The organism is Amycolatopsis sp. CA-161197, assembly GCF_050942255.1.
Lineage (GTDB): Bacteria > Actinomycetota > Actinomycetes > Mycobacteriales > Pseudonocardiaceae > Amycolatopsis.
In genome coordinates this window covers 363,821-381,646 of sequence record NZ_CP192059.1, presented here as the reverse complement: position 1 = coordinate 381,646, position 17,826 = coordinate 363,821, and the positions used below count along the sequence as shown (strand labels likewise).

General features: G+C 70.2%; 19 protein-coding genes. 15 read left to right on the top strand and 4 right to left on the bottom strand.

The window, feature by feature from the left end:
* The 11 genes from ACQPXB_RS01875 to hypB all read left to right on the top strand — a co-directional run bounded on the left by ACQPXB_RS01875 (position 1) and on the right by hypB (position 9,089).
* Positions 1–1,797: a nickel-dependent hydrogenase large subunit gene (locus ACQPXB_RS01875; RefSeq protein ID WP_432849223.1), complete on the top strand. Its 1,797-nt coding sequence runs from the start codon at positions 1–3 to the stop codon at positions 1,795–1,797.
* A 3-nt stretch (positions 1,798–1,800) separates the two neighbouring features.
* Complete coding sequence (locus ACQPXB_RS01870; protein ID WP_366577428.1) at positions 1,801–2,367, top strand: NifU family protein; 567 nt, start codon at positions 1,801–1,803, stop codon at positions 2,365–2,367.
* Entirely contained in the window at positions 2,364–2,981 is a 618-nt protein-coding gene (locus ACQPXB_RS01865; protein WP_366577426.1) for a DUF5947 family protein, read from the top strand. The genes ACQPXB_RS01870 and ACQPXB_RS01865 overlap by 4 nt, the downstream gene beginning before the upstream one ends.
* Positions 2,974–3,612 carry a DUF6084 family protein gene (locus ACQPXB_RS01860; protein WP_366577424.1) on the top strand — a complete coding sequence of 213 codons (639 nt, stop codon included), beginning with the start codon at positions 2,974–2,976 and terminating at the stop codon, positions 3,610–3,612. The genes ACQPXB_RS01865 and ACQPXB_RS01860 overlap by 8 nt, the downstream gene beginning before the upstream one ends.
* Complete coding sequence (locus ACQPXB_RS01855; protein ID WP_432849222.1) at positions 3,609–4,931, top strand: hypothetical protein; 1,323 nt, start codon at positions 3,609–3,611, stop codon at positions 4,929–4,931. Before ACQPXB_RS01860 ends, ACQPXB_RS01855 begins: the two co-directional genes overlap by 4 nt.
* A complete protein-coding gene (locus ACQPXB_RS01850; protein WP_366577420.1) occupies positions 4,928–5,428 on the top strand; it encodes a hydrogenase maturation protease in 501 nt (166 codons plus the stop codon). Before ACQPXB_RS01855 ends, ACQPXB_RS01850 begins: the two co-directional genes overlap by 4 nt.
* A 112-nt stretch (positions 5,429–5,540) precedes the next feature.
* Positions 5,541–5,813: a HypC/HybG/HupF family hydrogenase formation chaperone gene (locus ACQPXB_RS01845; RefSeq protein ID WP_432849221.1), complete on the top strand. Its 273-nt coding sequence runs from the start codon at positions 5,541–5,543 to the stop codon at positions 5,811–5,813.
* 16 nt (positions 5,814–5,829) lie between these two features.
* Entirely contained in the window at positions 5,830–6,957 is a 1,128-nt protein-coding gene (gene hypD, locus ACQPXB_RS01840) for a hydrogenase formation protein HypD (RefSeq protein WP_432849220.1), read from the top strand.
* A complete protein-coding gene (gene hypE, locus ACQPXB_RS01835) occupies positions 6,954–8,030 on the top strand; it encodes a hydrogenase expression/formation protein HypE (protein WP_366577414.1) in 1,077 nt (358 codons plus the stop codon). Before hypD ends, hypE begins: the two co-directional genes overlap by 4 nt.
* A complete protein-coding gene (locus tag ACQPXB_RS01830; protein ID WP_285971027.1) occupies positions 8,030–8,359 on the top strand; it encodes a hydrogenase maturation nickel metallochaperone HypA in 330 nt (109 codons plus the stop codon). The genes hypE and ACQPXB_RS01830 overlap by 1 nt, the downstream gene beginning before the upstream one ends.
* 1 nt (position 8,360) lies before the next feature.
* On the top strand, positions 8,361–9,089 hold the full coding sequence (gene hypB / locus ACQPXB_RS01825) for a hydrogenase nickel incorporation protein HypB (RefSeq protein ID WP_386956568.1): 729 nt from the start codon (positions 8,361–8,363) through the stop codon (positions 9,087–9,089).
* On the opposite strand, the gene hypF is transcribed toward hypB, so the two are convergent.
* Positions 9,019–11,271: a carbamoyltransferase HypF gene (hypF, locus tag ACQPXB_RS01820; protein ID WP_432849219.1), complete on the bottom strand. Its 2,253-nt coding sequence runs from the start codon at positions 11,269–11,271 to the stop codon at positions 9,019–9,021. The two genes, hypB and hypF, sit on opposite strands and share 71 nt — an antisense overlap.
* A gap of 4 nt (positions 11,272–11,275) precedes the next feature.
* Positions 11,276–12,205: a helix-turn-helix domain-containing protein gene (locus tag ACQPXB_RS01815; protein ID WP_432849218.1), complete on the bottom strand. Its 930-nt coding sequence runs from the start codon at positions 12,203–12,205 to the stop codon at positions 11,276–11,278.
* Positions 12,206–12,358: 153 nt separating this feature from the next.
* Between ACQPXB_RS01815 and ACQPXB_RS01810 the strand changes: the two genes are divergently transcribed.
* The 4 genes from ACQPXB_RS01810 (at position 12,359) to ACQPXB_RS01795 (ending at position 15,182) form a co-directional block, all read left to right on the top strand.
* Positions 12,359–13,369, top strand: a complete 1,011-nt coding sequence (locus ACQPXB_RS01810) for a carbon-nitrogen hydrolase family protein (RefSeq protein ID WP_366577405.1) — start codon at positions 12,359–12,361, stop codon at positions 13,367–13,369.
* Between the two features lie 150 nt (positions 13,370–13,519).
* Positions 13,520–13,927: a tRNA (N6-threonylcarbamoyladenosine(37)-N6)-methyltransferase TrmO gene (tsaA, locus tag ACQPXB_RS01805; RefSeq protein ID WP_432849217.1), complete on the top strand. Its 408-nt coding sequence runs from the start codon at positions 13,520–13,522 to the stop codon at positions 13,925–13,927.
* Between the two features lie 74 nt (positions 13,928–14,001).
* Positions 14,002–14,538 carry a sigma-70 family RNA polymerase sigma factor gene (locus ACQPXB_RS01800; RefSeq protein ID WP_386956573.1) on the top strand — a complete coding sequence of 179 codons (537 nt, stop codon included), beginning with the start codon at positions 14,002–14,004 and terminating at the stop codon, positions 14,536–14,538.
* Positions 14,539–14,603: 65 nt separating this feature from the next.
* Complete coding sequence (locus tag ACQPXB_RS01795; protein ID WP_432849216.1) at positions 14,604–15,182, top strand: hypothetical protein; 579 nt, start codon at positions 14,604–14,606, stop codon at positions 15,180–15,182.
* A gap of 441 nt (positions 15,183–15,623) precedes the next feature.
* On the opposite strand, the gene ACQPXB_RS01790 is transcribed toward ACQPXB_RS01795, so the two are convergent.
* Together ACQPXB_RS01790 and ACQPXB_RS01785 are read right to left on the bottom strand one after the other, a co-directional pair.
* Entirely contained in the window at positions 15,624–16,640 is a 1,017-nt protein-coding gene (locus ACQPXB_RS01790) for an alcohol dehydrogenase catalytic domain-containing protein (protein WP_432849215.1), read from the bottom strand.
* A 124-nt stretch (positions 16,641–16,764) separates the two neighbouring features.
* Entirely contained in the window at positions 16,765–17,742 is a 978-nt protein-coding gene (locus tag ACQPXB_RS01785; protein ID WP_432849214.1) for a zinc-dependent alcohol dehydrogenase family protein, read from the bottom strand.
* Positions 17,743–17,826: the final 84 nt, after the last annotated feature.

Sequence of the window (17,826 nt, the reverse complement as noted above, 5' to 3'; positions counted from 1 at the left end):
ATGACGCGAACCGAAAGCGACAAGGCCGTCAGCACCAAGGGCCGGACCGACCTCGTCGAGATGGCGTGGGACCCGATCACGCGCATCGTCGGCAGCCTCGGGATCTACACGAAGATCGACTGGGCGGCCAAGAAGGTCGTGGAGTGCCACAGCACGTCTTCGGTCTTCCGCGGCTACAGCATCTTCATGAAGGGCAAGGACCCGCGCGACGCGCACTTCATCACCAGCCGCATCTGCGGGATCTGCGGCGACAACCACGCCACCTGCTCGGTCTACAACCAGAACATGGCCTACGGCGTGCGCCCGCCGCACCTCGGCGAGTGGATCATCAACCTCGGCGAGGCCGCCGAGTACATGTTCGACCACAACATCTTCCAGGAGAACCTGGTCGGCGTCGACTACTGCGAGAAGATGGTGGCCGAGACCAACCCCGGCGTGCTGGAGCTGGCCAACCGCACCGAGGCGCCGCACGCGGGTGACCACGGGTACAAGACCATCGGCGACATCATGCGCTCGCTCAACCCGCTGGAGGGCGAGTTCTACCGCGAGGCCCTGCAGGTCAGCCGCTCCACGCGCGAGATGTTCTGCCTCATGGAAGGCCGGCACGTCCACCCGTCCACTTTGTACCCGGGCGGCGTCGGGACGATCGCGACGGTGCAGCTGTTCACCGACTACCTCACCCGGCTGATGCGCTACGTCGAGTTCATGAAGCGCTGCCTGCCGATGCACGACGACCTGTTCGACTTCTTCTACGAAGCCATCCCCGGTTACGAAGAGGTCGGGCGCCGGCGCATCCTGCTCGGCTGCTGGGGCAGCCTCAACGACCCGCAGTACTGCGACTTCACCTACGAGAACATGGAGTCGTGGGGCCGCAAGATGTTCGTGACGCCCGGCGTGGTCGTCGACGGCAAGCTGGTCACCACGAGCCTGCTCGACATCAACCTCGGCATCCGGATCCTGCTCGGCTCGTCCTTCTACGAGGACTGGGAGGGCATGGACAAGTTCGTGACGCACGACCCGCTGGGCAACCCCGTCGACTCGCGCCACCCGTGGAACCAGCACACGATCCCGCGTCCGCAGAAACGCGACTTCGACGACAAGTACTCGTGGACGATGTCGCCGCGCTGGTTCGACGGCACCGACCACCTCGCGCTCGACACCGGCGGCGGCCCGATCGCCCGGCTGTGGGTCACGGCGCTGGCCGGCCTCGTGGACACCGACTACGTGAAGTCCACCGGGCACAGCGTGGTGATCAACCTGCCGCGCACGGCCACGAAACCCGAGGTCAGCTTCGAGTGGAAGATCCCGAAGTGGAGCAACGCGCTCGAACGCAACCGCGCCCGCACGTACTTCCAGGCGTACGCGGCCGGCCTCGCGCTGCACTTCGCGGAACGCGCGCTCGCGGAGGTCCGTGGTGGCAACACGAAGACGTGGGAGCCGTTCAAGGTGCCCGAGGAAGGTGCGTCGTGCGGGTTCACCGAGGCGGTGCGCGGGGTCCTTTCGCACCACATGGTGATCAAGGGCGGCAAGATCGCGAACTACCACCCGTACCCGCCGACCCCGTGGAACGGCAGCGTGCGCGACTCGTTCGGCACGCCGGGCCCGTATGAGGACGCGGTGCAGAACACCCCGATCTTCGAGGAGAACACGCAGGAGAACTTCAAGGGCATCGACATCATGCGCGCCGTGCGCAGCTTCGATCCCTGCCTGCCCTGCGGCGTGCACATGTACACCGGCAAGGGCAAGACGCTCGACCGGATCCACACCCCCCACGCGTTCGGCGGAGAGGTGTTCTGAACCATGACGGAGCGCGACATCGGCCAGGTAGGCGAACGAATCGAGCAGCTCCTCGGTGAGCTCGCGGCGGAGGCGGGCAGCACCGTGGCGGACAGGGCTGAGGACCTCGTCCACACGCTGCTCGAGTTTTACGGCGCCGGCCTGACGACGATCGTGTCCGTCCTGCGAGAGGACGTCGCCGGCGAGGTGCTGCTGGAGCGCCTCGCCGGCGACGACCACGTGCGCGGGCTGCTGGTGCTCCACGACCTGCACCCGAAGTCCACTTTGGACCGTGTGACCGAGGCGCTCGACGAGGTGCGGCCGTACCTGGGTTCGCACTCCGGAGACGTCGACATCGTCGGCATCGACGCCGAAGGCGTGCTGCGGCTGCAGCTGCAGGGCACGTGCGACGGCTGCCCGTCCTCGACCGTCACGGCGAAGCTGGCCATCGAACGCGTGGTGCGCGAGGCCGCGCCGGAGCTCACCGACGTCATCGTGGCCGGGGTGGTGCCCGAGCAGACCGGCCCGGGCGGACGTCCGCTGCTGCCGCTCGAAGCGATCGAGTGCCCCGTCCCCGTGGAGCAGGCATGACGGGCGGTCTGCGCAAGTTCCTGACGCCCGCCGAGCGCCCGGCGCCCGGCGAAAGGTGTGAGCTGTGCACGGAGCCGGTCGGCGTCGGCCACGGGCACGTGATCGACCTCGAATCTCGCACCATCATGTGCACCTGCCGGGGTTGCTACCTGCTGTTCACGCACACCGGCGCCGGCGGCCAACGGCACCGCGCGGTGCCGACGCGCTACCGGCACACCGCGCGGTTCCCGGCCGGCGCGACGCTGTGGGAGACGGCCGGGATCCCCGTGCGGATGGCGTTCCTGTTCTACAACTCGGTGCAGGAGCGCGCAGTCGCGTTCTACCCGAGCCCCGCCGGCGCGACGGAGTCGCTGCTGCCGCTGGACACGTGGACGGAGCTGCTGCAGGAGCAGCCCGAGTTCGCCACCGTGGCCCCCGACGTCGAAGCGGTGCTGGTCAACAAGCACGACGTCGGCTTCGAGGCGTTCCTCGTGCCGATCGACGTGTGTTACGAACTCGTCGGCCTCGTCCGCCTGCACTGGCGCGGCTTCGACGGCGGCTCCGAAGCGCACGAAGCCATCGACCGGTTCTTCGCCGACCTTCGCGCCCGCGGAGAGGTCGCCGCGGATGGCTGAGCTGACTTTCGACTGCCTGGACGTGCGCCCGGTGAAGTACGCGGCGTCGCCGACGCTCGCGTTCAGCATGAAGATCACCGAGCTCACCGCCCAGCCGATCCACGCGCTGGTGCTGCGGGTGCAGCTGCGGATCGAACCACAGCGGCGCCGCTACAGCAGCGGGGAGGCGGAGCTGCTCACGAACCTGTTCGGCGACCCTTCGCGCTGGGGCGAGACGCTGAAGCCGTTCCAGTTCGCGACCGTGGCGGTGATGGTGCCGAGCTTCACGCGCACCACGGAGTTCCAGCTCGAGGTGCCCTGCACGTACGACCTGGAAGTGGCCGCCGGCAAGTACTTCCACGCGCTCGCCGACGGCGTGGTCCCGCTCGTGCTGCTCTTCAGCGGCACGGTGTTCGCGAAGGGCGGCCCGGGGTTCTGGGTCGAGCCCGTGCCGTGGCACACCGAAGCCGAGTGCCGCATGCCGATCGCCGCGTGGGAGGAGCTGATGAACCAGTACTTCCCCAACGTCGCGTGGCTGAAGCTGCACCGCGAGACCGTGGACGCGCTGCTGCGGTACAAGTCGCGCCACGCCATCCCGACGTGGGACGCGGCGATGGAGCACCTGCTGGCGAACGTGGGTGATGACCTGTGACCAGCGTGTTCGACCAGGCCCGCGCCGTCGGCGACGCCGTGCTGTACGAGGGTTACCTGCTCTACCCCTACCGTGCGTCGGCGCGGAAGAACCGGGTGCGCTGGCAGTGGGGCGTGCTGATGCCGCCAACGTATGCGTCGGAGGAGCGCGGCGAGTACGCGACTTCACGCACGGAGTGCCTGCTGGAGCCCCGCAAGCACACTTCGGTGCACCTGACGCTGCGGTTCCTGCAGGCCCAGGAACGCCTGGTGCACGACGGCCACGGGTTCGTCGACTCCGTGACCGTGGCCGGCAAGGACTACACGACGTGGGACGAAGCCGTGGAGCACGAGCTGAACTTCGTGGTCCCCGTGGCCGAGCTGCTCGCGCAGCCGGTGGAGCTGCCATTCTCGGTTCCACCGGCCGAAACGCGCGAGTGCGTCGGCGACCACTGCACGCTCGTGCGCCGCTCCGGCGAGCTGACCGGCGTGCTCACGGCTCGCCTCGACGCGCTCGACGGCCCCTTCGGCGGCACGCGGCTGCGACTGGACCTGCGCAACACGAGTACGTGGCCGTCGGACGGCGTCCGCGAATCGGCGCTGCGCAGGGCGCTGCTCGCCGCGCACGTGATCCTTGCGGTGGACTCCGGTCACTTCCTCTCGATGCTCGACCCGCCCGAATGGGCGAAGCCGGCCGTCGAGGCGTGCGTCAACGAGCGCGTGTGGCCGGTGCTGATCGGCGGGTCGTCACGAAGCGGGGTGATGCTGGCGTCCCCCATCATCCTGTACGACGACCCGTCGATCGCGCCTGAAAGCCCTGGTGAGCTGTTCGACGGCACCGAGATCGACGAGATCCTCACGCTGCGCACGATGGCGCTCACCGACGACGAGAAGCGCGAGGCCCGCGCCACGGATCCCCGGGCGGCGGCGCTGGTGGACCGCGTGGACGACCTGCCGCAGGAGCTGCTCGACCGGCTGCACGGCACCGTCCGGTACCTGCGTTCGGTTACCGGGGAACAGACCGATCTGCCGGCGAACCCCGAGGTGCCCTGGTGGGACCCGGGAGCCGACGCCTCCGTGTCCCCGGAGACCGACGGCGTCGTGGTCTCCGGAACCCGCGTCGCCGCGGGCTCGCGCGTGCGGCTGCACCCGAACCTGCGGGGCGCCGACGCGCAGGACATGTTCCTCACCGGCCGCGTCGCCACCGTGCGCGCGGTGCTGTCCGATGTGGACGGAACCACCCACGTGGCCGTGACCCTCGACGACGACCCGGGCGCCGACCTGCAGAACGCCCACGGCCGCTTCCGTTACTTCTCCCCCGACGAGCTGGAGCCGACATGAGACCGCAGGTGATGGTGGCGGGGATCGGCAACATCTTCCTCGGCGACGACGGCTTCGGCGTCGAAGTGCTCAAGCAGCTCGAACACGAAGAGCTGCCGGAGTGGGTGCAGATCGCCGACTACGGCGTCTCCGGCCTGCACCTGGCCTACGACCTGCTCGGCGGCTACGACACCACGATCCTGCTCGACGCCACGCCGCACGGGGTCGAGCCGGGCACGTTGTCGCTGATCGAGGCCGATGTCGACGCGATGGCGGCGGCGCCCGTGATCGACGCCCACGGCATGCAGCCCGAGGCCGTGTTCCGCCTGTTGCGCCTGCTCGGCGGCGACGCGGGGCGGGTGCTGATCGTGGGCTGCGAGCCGAAGTCGGTCGAGTCCGGGATCGGGCTCAGCAAGGAGGTCGCGGCCGCCGTGCCCGCGGCCGTGCGTGCGGTGAAGGAACTGGCGTGGGGCACCACCCCGCGTCTCCCGGAAGACACCCTCAAGACGGAGGTCTGACCATGTTCAAGCGGTTGCTGCTGCTGATCGTGCTCATCGGTGTGGTGGCGTGGGTCGCCCGGCTGGTGAAGCCGGACGTGCAGCGTTATGTCGACATGAGCCGGAAATAGCCGTGTGCCTCGGCATCCCGGGCGAGATCATCGAGATCAGCGAGGAACGTCCGGACCTCGCGAAAGTCTCGGTGTGCGGGGTGAAGCGGGCCATCAACATCGGCCTGCTCGCCGACGACCCACCCGAACCCGGTGAGTGGATCCTCATCCACGTCGGGTTCGCACTGTCCAAAATAGACGAGGCGGAGGCCGCCGCGGCGCTGGAGTTCCTGGAGAGCATCGGGAAGGCGTACGAGGACGAGATGGCCGCCCTCCTCGAATCTCGGATCGACTGATCGACCAGGAGGAACCATGCGGTTCGTCGACGAGTTCCGGGACGCGGAGAAGGCGCGGGCGCTGTCCGCGAAGATCACCGCGCTGTGCGAGCCCGGCAGGCACTACAAGTTCATGGAAGTGTGCGGGGGCCACACGCACACGATCTACAAGCACGGCCTCGAGGACTACCTGCCCGAGAGCGTCGAGCTCGTGCACGGCCCGGGCTGCCCGGTGTGCGTGATCCCGATGGGCCGCATCGACGACGCGATCAGCATCGCGCGCCGGCCCGGGGTGCTGATGACCTCGTTCGGCGACATGATGCGCGTGCCGGGTTCGGGCGGGAACTTCTTCGACTCCAACGCCGAGGGCACCAACATCCGCATGGTGTACTCACCGCTCGACTCGCTGAAGATCGCCCGGCAGAACCCCGACCTGCAGGTGGTCTTCATGGCCATCGGGTTCGAGACGACCACGCCGTCGACCGCGATGACGCTGCTGCGCGCAGCCGACCAAGGCATCCCGAACTTCTCGATCTTCGCCAACCACGTGACGATCGTGCCCGCCATCAAGGCCATTCTCGACTCACCCGACCTGCGGCTCGACGGGTTCCTCGGCCCGGGCCACGTGTCGACGGTGATCGGCTGCCGGCCGTACGAGTTCATCTCGCGCGACTACGGCAAGCCCGTGGTGGTGGCCGGGTTCGAGCCGCTGGACATCCTGCAGTCGATCTACCTGTTGATGGTGCAGCTGTCCGAAGGCCGGGCCGAGGTGGAGAACCAGTACGCGCGCGTGGTGCCGTGGGACGGCAACCTCGTGGCGCTCAAGGTGATCAACGAGGTGATGGAGCTGCGGCCGTACTTCGAGTGGCGCGGCCTCGGGTTCATCTCGCACTCGGCGATGCGCGTGCGTGAGAAGTACGCGGCGTTCGACGCCGAGCGCCTCTTCGACGTGCCGGGCGTGCGCGTGGCGGATCCCAAGGCGTGCCAGTGCGGTGAGGTGCTCAAGGGCGTGCTGAAGCCGTGGGAGTGCAAGGTGTTCGGCACGGCGTGCACGCCGGAGACGCCGATCGGCACCTGCATGGTCTCGCCCGAAGGCGCGTGTGCGGCGTACTACAACTTCGGCCGGTTCAGCCGCAAACGCGTGCGGGAGGCGAGCCACGCATGACCACCACGGAACGCGAGCAGCAGGTGCTCGACCGCATCGAACGTGCCCGGCGGCGGCGCGCGAAGGTGCGCGAGGAGCGCATCACGCTGTCCCACGGCTCGGGCGGCAAGGCGACGCACACGCTGATCGAGGCGGTGTTCCTCGACGCGTTCCGCAACCCGCTGCTGGAGCCGATGGAGGATTCGGCCGCGCTCGCCATCGGCGGCGCGCAGCTGACGCTGACCACGGACTCGTTCGTGGTGTCGCCGCTGTTCTTCCCCGGCGGCGACATCGGTGACCTGGCCGTGAACGGCACGGTCAACGACCTCGCCGTGTCCGGTTCGCGGCCGCTCTACCTCACGGCCGGGTTCATCCTCGAGGAAGGCTTCCCCGTCGAGGACCTGCTGAAGATCGTCGACTCGATGAAGGCGGCGGCGCTCGCGGCCGACGTGCAGATCGTCACCGGGGACACGAAGGTCGTGCAGCGCGGCAAGGGCGACGGCGTGTACATCAACACCGCCGGCATCGGCGTCTCGATCCGTTCGGGACTGGGGGTTTCCTCGGTCCGGCCGGGCGACGCGGTGCTGGTGTCCGGGCCGATCGGCGACCACGGCGTCACGATCATGCTGGCGCGCGGCGAGCTGGACATCGACGCCGACATCGAGTCCGACACCGCGCCCGTCCACGGCCTCGTGGCGGGGCTGCTCGCCGCCGTGCCCGGCGTGCGCGCGATGCGCGACGCGACCCGCGGCGGCGTGGCGACGATCCTCAACGAGGTCGCGGCCGGCGCGCAGGTTTCGGTGATCGTCGACGAGAACGCGGTGCCGGTGCGCGACGAGGTGCGCGGCGCGTCGGAGCTGCTCGGCATCGATCCGCTGTACGTGGCGTGCGAGGGCCGGATCGTGGTGTTCGTCGACGGCGCGCAGGTCGACGACGCGTTGGCGGCACTGCGATCGCACCCGCTCGGCGCGGAGGCGGCGGTGATCGGCCGCGTGGCCGACGACCCGCCGGGCCTGGTGCTGCTGAACACCGCGTTCGGCGGCACGCGGATCGTGGACATGCTGGTGGGCGACCCGCTGCCGAGGATCTGCTAGTGCACGAGATGTCGATCACGCAGAGCGTCGTGGACGCGATCGTCTCGCGGCTCGGCGACGCGGAAGTGCGCAGCGTGCGGCTGGAGATCGGGCGGCTGTCCGGCGTGGTGCCGGACAGCGTGCGGTTCTGCTTCGACGTGGTGTGCGCGGGGACGTCGTTGCAGGGTGCGGAACTGGAGATCGACGAGCCGCCCGGGCGGGCCGCGTGCCGGGACTGCGGGGCGGAGTTCGGGATCGACGACCCGATCCTGCTGTGCGCGTGCGGCAGCGCGAACGTCGAGGTGCTGGCGGGGCGGCAGCTGCGCATCAAGTCCGTGGAGGTGGTTTGAGGTGTGTGCGACGTGTGGTTGTTCGGATGACGCGGCGGTCCATTCCCACGCCGATGGTCATTCGCACGCGGAGGGTTCTCACACGGTGCTGCTGGAGCAGGACGTGCTGGCCAAGAACGATCACCTGGCCGGGCACAACCGGTCCCGGCTCGCCGAGCTGGGGGTCTTCGCGGTCAACCTGATGAGCTCACCGGGGGCGGGCAAGACGACGTTGCTGGAACAGACCGTGCACGCGTTGGGCACGTCGGTGCCGCTCGCGGTGGTCGAAGGTGATCAGGAGACGCTGCTGGACGCCGACCGCATCAAGGCTTCGGGCGCGCCGGTCGTGCAGATCAACACCGGCGCCGGCTGCCACCTCGACGCGACGATGCTGTCGCGCGCGCTCGACACGCTGGCGCCGGCGCGGGGTTCGGTGCTGTTCGTGGAGAACGTCGGGAACCTCGTGTGCCCCGCGTTGTTCGACCTCGGCGAGGCGGCGCGCGTGGTGATCATGTCCGTGACGGAGGGACCGGGGAAACCGCTGAAGTACCCGCACATGTTCGCGTCGACGGATCTGGTGCTGCTCAACAAGATCGACCTGCTGCCGTACGTCGCGTTCTCGGTGCCGGAGTTCCTGGACGACCTGCGGCACGTCAACCCGGACGCGCGGGTGGTGGAGATCAGCGCGACCCGCGGTGACGGCCTGGACGAGTGGTACGGCTGGCTGCGACAGCGACCTGACCGAGGCTGATGCCGCCGTCGTTGGTCGGCACGCGGGAGTGGGTGAGGACGCGGAAACCGTTGCGCACCAAGGACTCCACGGTTCGTTCCAGGAGCAGGAGGTTCTGGAAGACGCCGCCGGACAGGGCGACCGTCCCGAGTCCGGTGGTGTCGCGCAGGCGAGTGCAGGTTTCGGTGATGGCTTCGGCGACGCCGTTGTGGAAGCGGGCGGCGACGACCGCGCGTGGGGTGCCGTGGTCGAGGTCCTCGACGACCGCGCGGAGCAGGTCCACACCGGACAGTTGCGTCGGGGTCTGCCCGCAGCGGTAGGCGGCGCGTTCTGCCGGGTCGGCGAGTTGCTCCAGCTCGACGGCGGCTTGGCCCTCGTAGTTGATCTCGTCACGGACGCCGAGCACCGCGGCGACGGCGTCGAACAGCCGGCCGGCGCTGGACGTGAGCGGGGAGGCCAGGCCGGTGCGGGCGAGGTGGAGGACGTCGTCCCACTGGTCTTCGTGGCGGTCTCGCAGGGCCTTGGTCGTCACGCCGGCCGCGTCGAGGTAAGCCGCGGCCATGCGCCACGGCTGGCGGATGGCCGTGGTGCCGCCGGGCAGCCGGATGGGCGCGAGGTGGGCCAGGCGGTCGAACCCGGTGAGGTCGGCCTTCAGGAACTCCCCGCCCCAGAGGGTGCCGTCGGTGCCGTAGCCGGTGCCGTCGAAGGCGACGCCGAGGACGGGGCCGGCTTCGCCGTTGTCGGCGAGGCAGGAGGCGATGTGGGCGTGGTGGTGCTGCACACCGACGAGCTCGACGTGCTCCAGGTCCAGCGCGTGTTTCGTGGACAGGTACTCGGGGTGCAGGTCGTGGGCGACCACCGTCGGCGTCACGTCGAACAGCTCGCGGAAGTGCGCGATGCCGGTCTCGTAAGCCTTGAACGTCTCGTAGTTGTCGAGGTCACCGATGTGGTGGGAGAGGAACGCGTGGGTGTCCTTGGCCAGGCAGAACGTGTTCTTCAGCTCCGCGCCGCAGCCGAGGATGTGCTCGGTGAGCCGTGAGCGCAGCGGCACGGGCTCGGGCACGTAACCACGCGAACGGCGTTGCAGCTGCACGCGGTCGCGCCACACCCGCACGACGGAGTCGTCGGTCCGGGTGTGGATGGCCCGGTCGTGCGTGAGGAACGCGTCGGCGATCCCGGACAGTCGCGCGAAGGCGTCTTCGTCGCGGTAGACGATGGGTTCGTCGGACACGTTCGCGCTGGTCAGCACGATCGGCCGGCCGAGGTCGCCGAGCAGCAGGTGGTGCAGCGGGGTGTACGGCAGCATCACGCCGATCCGCCGGTTGCCGGGCGCCACCGAGGGCGCGAGCGGTCCGTTCGCGACGCGGGGGAGCAGCACGATCGGCCGCCGGTGCCCGGTCAGCACGGCCGCGGCGACGTCGTCGACCTCCGCGATCTCCCGCGCCGCCGCGAGATCGGGGACCATCACGGCGAACGGCTTGTCCTCGCGGTGTTTCCTGCCGCGCAGCGCGGCCACGGCCGTTTCGTCGGCCGCGACCGCGGCGAGGTGGTAGCCGCCGAGCCCCTTCACAGCGACCACGGCACCCGCTTCGAGCGCGTCCACAGCGGACTCGATCGGCTCTCCGCCACCCGAGAACACGAGCTGTGGCCCGCAAAACGGGCAGCACACGGGCTGCGCGTGGAACCGCCGGTCACCGGGATCTTCGTACTCCTGCTTGCATTCCGCGCACAACGCGAACCCGGCCATGGTCGTCAACGGCCGGTCGTAGGGCACCCCGCGCACGATCGTGAACCGCGGGCCGCAGTTGGTGCAGTTGACGAACGGGTACCGGTACCGCCGGTCCCCCGGATCCCGCAGCTCGGCCAGGCAGTCCGCGCAGGTCGCGCTGTCCGCGGACACCAGCGTCGCCGCCTCACCGCCGGCCGGGCTGGCGACGATCTCGAAGCCCGGCTCCCCCTTGGCGGGCACGCGGGTCACGCGCACGTCGTCGACCACAGCCAGCGGCGGCGCCTCGGCCCGCAGCGCCACGACGAAGGCGGTCAGGTCGGCCGAAGCGCCCTCGACCTCGATGAACACCCCGCGGCTGTCGTTGCCGACGAAGCCGGCGAGCCCGAGCCGCCGCGCGAGCACGTGGACGAAGGGCCGGAACCCCACGCCCTGCACCACCCCGTCGACCCGCACCGCGAAGCGCCCGAGCGCCATCGGCTCAGTCTGCGCCGCCCGGGCCGGGAGCGGAAGCGATCCGCCACTCCCGTGGCGAAACCCCGTAGGCCGCCTTGAACGAACGGCTGAAGTGCGCCGCGTCGGAGAAGCCCCAGCGGTGGGCGATCGCCGCGACTGTCGCGCTGGTCCGGCCCAGGTCGCGGCGCGATTCGGCCAGCCGCTGCTGCTGGATCCAGCGCACGACGGACACGCCTTCGGCCGAGAAGAGCTTGTGCAGGTAGCGCACGGAAATCCGGTGCGCGGCCGCGATTGTCGCCGGCGACAGGTCGGGCTCGCCGAGGTGGTCGGCGATGAACGTGCGGATCCGCAGCAGCAGCGTCGGCTCGGGCGTCTCGGTGCCGTCGAGGACCAGCGATTCGAGCAGGTTCAACGCCGAGGCGGCCAGCCGTTCGCCCGCGGCGCCTTCGGCCGCGGTGAGGCGCGCCAGGAACGGCGAGGCGAGCGCGGGCACGCCGGCGTCGGGCCGGAGCGTGGTGGCCGTGACGCGGTGCAGGTCCGCGTCGGCGACGCCGAGGAAGCGGCGCGGCACCATGAAGACCTTCATCTCGAACTCGCCGGGGAACCACAGCTCGTACGGGCGCGCGGCGTCGTAGAAGACCAGGTCGCCGGGGCGGATCACGGCGCGGCGGCCGTCCTGCGTGACCACGCCGGGGCCGAGCGTCTGCAACCCGAGGAGCACGAACTCGTCGCCGGCCTCGGCCACGAGCCGCGGAGTGCGGCGGACGCGCTGCGCGGCGGCGTGCACGGTGGAGAGCTGGAGGCGGCCGAGCCGGTCGTTGGCGACGGAGCCGGAAAACGCTTCGGCGTCGGGCGTGGCGACGGTCAGCGGCACGAACGAACGGCACACGACCTCGTGCCAGAAGGCAACGCGTTCGGCCTCCGGCTGCGTGTCGGTTGTCAGCACCATGCTCATCGCACCACCACCTGAGCAGCAAGTATGCGCCGATCCGGGCGCGACACACCAGCCGTGCGCTCTGCGTCAACCCCCGGTGCACTGTGAGGCAAGCCACTGGGTTCGGGTGCTCCTACCTTCGGCCGAACAGCCCAACCAAGGGAAGGACAGCGCGTGATCACCTACTCGGGCTCTTTCAAGGCAGCGGCCGTGCAGGCGGAGCCGGTGTGGCTGGACGCCGACGCGACCATCGACAAGTCGATCGCACTCATGGCCGAGGCCGCGCGCAACGGCGCCGGCTTGATCACCTTCCCGGAGACGTTCGTCCCGGGGTACCCGTGGTGGCTGTGGCTCGACTCGCCCGCGTGGGGCATGCAGTTCGTGGGCCGGTACCACGAGAACTCCGTCAGCCTCGACAGCCCGCGCTTCCAGCGCCTGCTCGACGGCGCGAAGCAGCACGGGATCAACGTGGTGATGGGCTTTTCCGAGCAGTCGGGCGGCAGCCTGTACATGGGGCAGGCCACGATCTCCGCCGAAGGTGAGCTCGTGGGCGCACGTCGCAAGCTGAAGCCGACGCACGTGGAGCGCACCGTGTACGGCGAGGGCGACGGCTCCGACCTGGTGGTGCACGACGTCGCCGGCATCGGCCGCGTCGGCGCGCTGTGCTGCTGGGAGCACCTGCAGCCGCTCACGAAGTACGCGATGTACGGCATGGACGAGCAGGTGCACGTGGCTTCGTGGCCGAGCTTCTCCGTCTACAAGGGAGCGGCGTACGCGCTCGGGCCGGAGGTGAACACGTCGGCCTCGCGCATGTACGCGGTGGAGGGCCAGTGTTTCGTGATCGCTCCGTGCGCGCTCGTGGGTGACGCCGGGATGGAGCTGTTCTGCGACACCCCGATGAAGGAGCAGCTGCTGCAGCGCGGCGGCGGGTTCGCGCGCATCTTCGGCCCGGACGGCAGCCCGCTCGCCGAGCCGCTGGCGGAGGACGAGGAAGGAATTCTGTACGCGGACATCGATCTTTCGGCGATCCCGCTGGCGAAGGCGGCCGCGGACCCGGTCGGGCACTACTCGCGCCCCGATGTGACGCGGCTGCTGCTGAACCGCACCGCGCGTCGTCCGGTGGAGGAAACGCGGCCGGCGCCTGAGCAGATCGAGGAAATCCCCGCCGAGCCGGCGGCCGTCTGACCGTTTCGACCCCCCGGCGGTGGCGCGCTCATCCCCCGTCACCACCGGGTTCCCAAGGTTGTCCACAGCCGTTCCGGTGTTGTGGACAACCTTGGTCCATTTCGCCTTGGGGGCCGGTTGTCGTCGGGCGGCGGCGGTAGCTTCCGAGGCATGACCCACTTCGAGCTCCGGCCGATCGCCCACGTCGAATCCTCGCTGAAGGACCTCGACGGGGCGCCGAAACAACCCGATGAGGGCGCGCCTTCGGCGTGGCTCGTGTTTTCTCCGTCTGTCGGCGAAGGCCTGCGTGATCTGAAGGCCGGTCAGCAGGTGCTGGTGTTCACCTGGCTCCACCTGGCCGACCGCTCGGTGCTGTCGGTGCGCCCGCGCAGCGATCCGACGCGCGCGATGGCCGGGGTGTTCAGCACGCGCTCGCCCGCGCGGCCGAACCCGATCGGGCTGCACCGCGTGGAGATCATCGAGGTCGACGGGTTCCGGGTGCTCGTCTCGCAGCTCGAAGCGATCGACGGCACCCCCGTGGTGGACGTGAAGCCGGTGCGCTCGCCGGACGACGGGTAGAAATCTTCGCGATCGGTGAACCGCCCCCAGGTCGGCGTCCGTTTTCAGAGCATCGGACGAGAGGGTGGTGACGGATGACCGGGATGCGAGCCCGCCGGCAGGTGGCCGACGAGGCACTCGTGCGGACGTTGTTCGCCGAACACGGCAAGGCGATGCTCGCCTACGCCACGCGGCTGCTCGGCGACCGCGCGGCCGCGGAGGACGTGGTGCAGGAGGCGCTGGTCCGCGCGTGGCGCAACCCGGACAGCCTGGTCAACGGCAAGGGTTCCGTGCGGGCGTGGCTGCTCACGGTGGTGCGCAACCTCGTCGTCGACAAGGTCCGGGCGCGCGCGGCCCGGCCGACGGAGGTCGCCGAATCGCCGACAACCGTGCCGGTCGCGCGCGACCACTCGTCGGCGGTGGTCGACTCGATCGTGGTGCGCGAGGCGCTCGAGGGCCTGTCGCCCGAACACCGCGAGGTGCTGGAGCAGGTGTACCTGCGCGGCCACACGGTGCCCGAGGCGGCGGCGCAGCTGGGCATCCCGGCGGGCACGGTGAAGTCCCGCTCGCACCGCGCCCTGCGCCTGCTGCGCGAATCGTTCGGCGGCCCGCAGCCAGTAGGTGCCGCGTGAACCACGACCCTCTCGACCCTGCCCATGCGCTGACCTGCGAGCACTGCCGGAAGGAGGTGGAATCAGTGCGCGAGATGCAGGAGTTCCTCGAGGCGATCCCGCCCGAACTGCTCCTCGACGGCCCACCCGACGACGCGGACCTTCTGCTGCAACGCACGTTGCGGCAGGTGCGCGCCGAAGCGTCGGGCGCGCGCCGGCGCGGCAGAACGCTGGCCGCCACGGCCGCCGTGGCCGTGGCGGCCGCCGCGCTCGGCCTCGGCGCGCTGATCGGCCACACCGGCACCGCGCCGCCTCTGCTCCCGGCCGCCGCCCCCGACCCGGACCTGGCCGTCGTACCACGGCCCGACCCGCTGATGCTCACCGGTTCCGCCGGCCCCATGCACCTCTCCGCCGCCGTCACCCCGGCGCGCGGCTGGGTCCGCGTGGAAGCCCACGTCCGCGGCCTTCCGGACGGCACCCAGTGCCGCCTGGTCGTCCTCGGCAAGGACGGCACCCGCCAGCTCACGGGCGGCTGGCAGTTCTCGGCGTCGGCCACGGGTCAAGGGGCCGAGCTGTACGGCTCCGCCAGCATGCCCGCGTCCGAAGTCGCCGCGGTGACCCTGGAGGACATGTCGGGCCACGAGTTCGTGCGAACAGGGGTGTGAGTCGGCGATTCGTCGCAGTCCGCCGGAGAAACCGGGCTCGCGGGCCGGTGATGGTCGAGGGTCGGCCGCACCTCCCGAGCGGCGAAGCCTCTGGCGCACCACCGCAGGCGGGCACCTCGGCCCACGGCACTCCGCGGCAACGTCACGGCCACCACCGATGCGCCTCGCGCAACGGCTTGGAACGCCGCCGGCCGGGAAACCCCAGGCGTCCCCGTGGTTCTCCGGCCTGCGGGCTGTGCAACGCGGTCTGGCGCTCCCCGACACCACACCCACGCAGGTCACTCCCCCGACCGGAAATTCCGGCCGTCCGCGGAATGCCCCGGCCGGCCGCTGAGCCGGCACGGTCGGGGACTCGCCGACGCCATGCCCGTGCGGTCACTCCGTCGGCGCGTTCCGCTGGTCGGGAACCTCAGGCGTCCCCGCGGTTTCCCGACCAGCCGGTCAAGCAGCGTGGTCGAGCACGACCCGAAACCGGGCGTGGCCCGTCATCATGTGGTCGTACGCCTTCGGCGCGTCGGCCCACGGGCGGACCTCCGTGTAGGGCCGGATGCCCTGCGCGAGGCTGAAGGCGAGGTTGTCCTCGTTGTCGATCGCGCTGCCGGTGAGGCTGCCGGCAATCGTGCGGGTGCCGAAGATCAAGTCCATGGTCTGCACGGACATCGGGTCGGGTGCGGCGCCGACCACCATCAGACGGCCCTGCGGCGCGAGACCCGTGACCAGCGGAGACATCGACGCGCCGCTGACCGCCGTCGCGACGATCGTTTCCGCGCCGCCCAGCTTCTGCAGGGCCGTGCCGGGGTCTTCGGCTGTGCTGTCGAGGTAGACGTCGGCGCCCAGTTCGGCCGCGAGCTCGGCCTTGTCCGTGCCGCGCGCGATGGCGGCGACGCGGAAGCCGAGGTGTTTGGCCTGCTGCACCGCGAGGTGCCCCAGACCGCCGATCCCTTGCACCGCAGCCAAAGCCCCCGGGCGCCCGCCCGCCAAGCGCAGCGCGGTGAGCGTGGTCAGTCCGGCGCACAGCAGCGGCGCGGCGGTGATCGCGTCCATCCCTTCGGGCACGCGCACCAGGCCGCTGGCACGCACGTACGCGTATTCGGAGTAGCCACCGTCCACTGTGATCCCGGTGTAGGGCTGGTCGGTGCAGTTGATGAAGTCGCCGCGGCGGCACCGCTCGCATTCGCCGCAGTGGCCGCCGAGGAACCCGACGCCGACGCGGTCACCGACATGCCGCGCGTGCACCCCGGCCCCGACCGCGTCGATCACGCCGACGACCTCGTGGCCCGGCACGATCGGCGTCGAGGGGTCTTCGCGCATCCCCTCGACGGCCGCGACGTCGGAATGGCAGATGCCGCACGCTTCGACGCGGATCCGGACCTGGCCCGGCAACGGCTCGACGAGAGCGCGCTCGACCAGCTCGAACTGGCGCGTCCCGGTGACTTGGAACGCCTGGTAGGTAGGCATTTCTTCTCCGTGAAGGGTGGGCGCGGGCGCCGCCGCTGGAGGTCGGCCGCGCCCGCACCGGGATTAAATATGACCGGTCGTCTTGCTGGATGTCAAGGAGATCCCGACATCCGAAGCACCACTCTCAGAACGTGAACAGCACCTTGCCCGCCCGGCCGGGCTTGCGGGCGTGGTCGAACGCGGCCTGGTAGTCCTCGATCTGGTACGTCGCCTCGACGTTCGCGCTCAGCACACCCTTCGCGACGAGGTCGGCCAGCTCGCTGTACACGCGCTGGATCTCTTCCCGCGGCGCGCTGCGAATCCAGTTGATCAGCCAGAAGCCGCGCAGGTTCAGCTCGCGGTAGATCAGGTCGCCGAGCGGCAGCTGGGCCGCCGTGCCCGTCGCGGACGAGTACGCGGCGACCGTGCCGCCGGACTCGAGCGCCGCGGCCAGTGCACCGACGGTGGCGTCGGCCGCGCCGTCGAGCACGAGCTTCAGCTGCCCACCGTCCAACGCGCCGGCGATGCGCTCGCCGAGGTCGTCGCCGTCGACCAGCACGACGTCGCCGCCGAGGTCCCGCAACTGCTGGGCGGCGTCCTCGCGCCGCACGACGCTGAGCGTCTTCACGCCGGCTCGCTTGGCCAGCGCGATCACGGCCTGCCCGACGGCCGAGTTGCCGAGGTTCTGCCCGATCCAGTCGCCCGGCTTGAGGTCGACGTAGCGGCCGAGCAGCAGGTACGCCGTCGCCGGGTTGATGGCGAGCATCGCGAGCTGCCGCGCGTCGGCGTCGTCGGGGACGACAACCACGTTGCGCGCCGGCACCACAGCCTGGTCGGCCCAGGTGCCCTGCTCGTACGTCGGCAGGATGACCACGCGCTTGCCGGCCGGCGCCGCGTCCGCGTTCGGGCCGACGCTGACCACGCGGCCGACGCCCTCCGAACCGAGCACGCTCGGGATCCGCGGCTGCACGCCGTACCAGCCGTTGGCGAGCAGGAAGTCGGCCGGGTTCACGGGCGCGGCCTCGAGGGTCACCAGCACGTCGCCGTCGCCGAGCGTCAGATCGGCGTCGCGCTCGATGCGGATGTTGGCCTCGCCGACGCCGGTGAGGATGAGCTGACTCATGGGAGTTCCCCTTGCAGTGAAGGTGTTCCGTAATCGTCTTCGGAACTTTGACGATTACCGTTCTAGCAGCTTTCCAGCGAACCT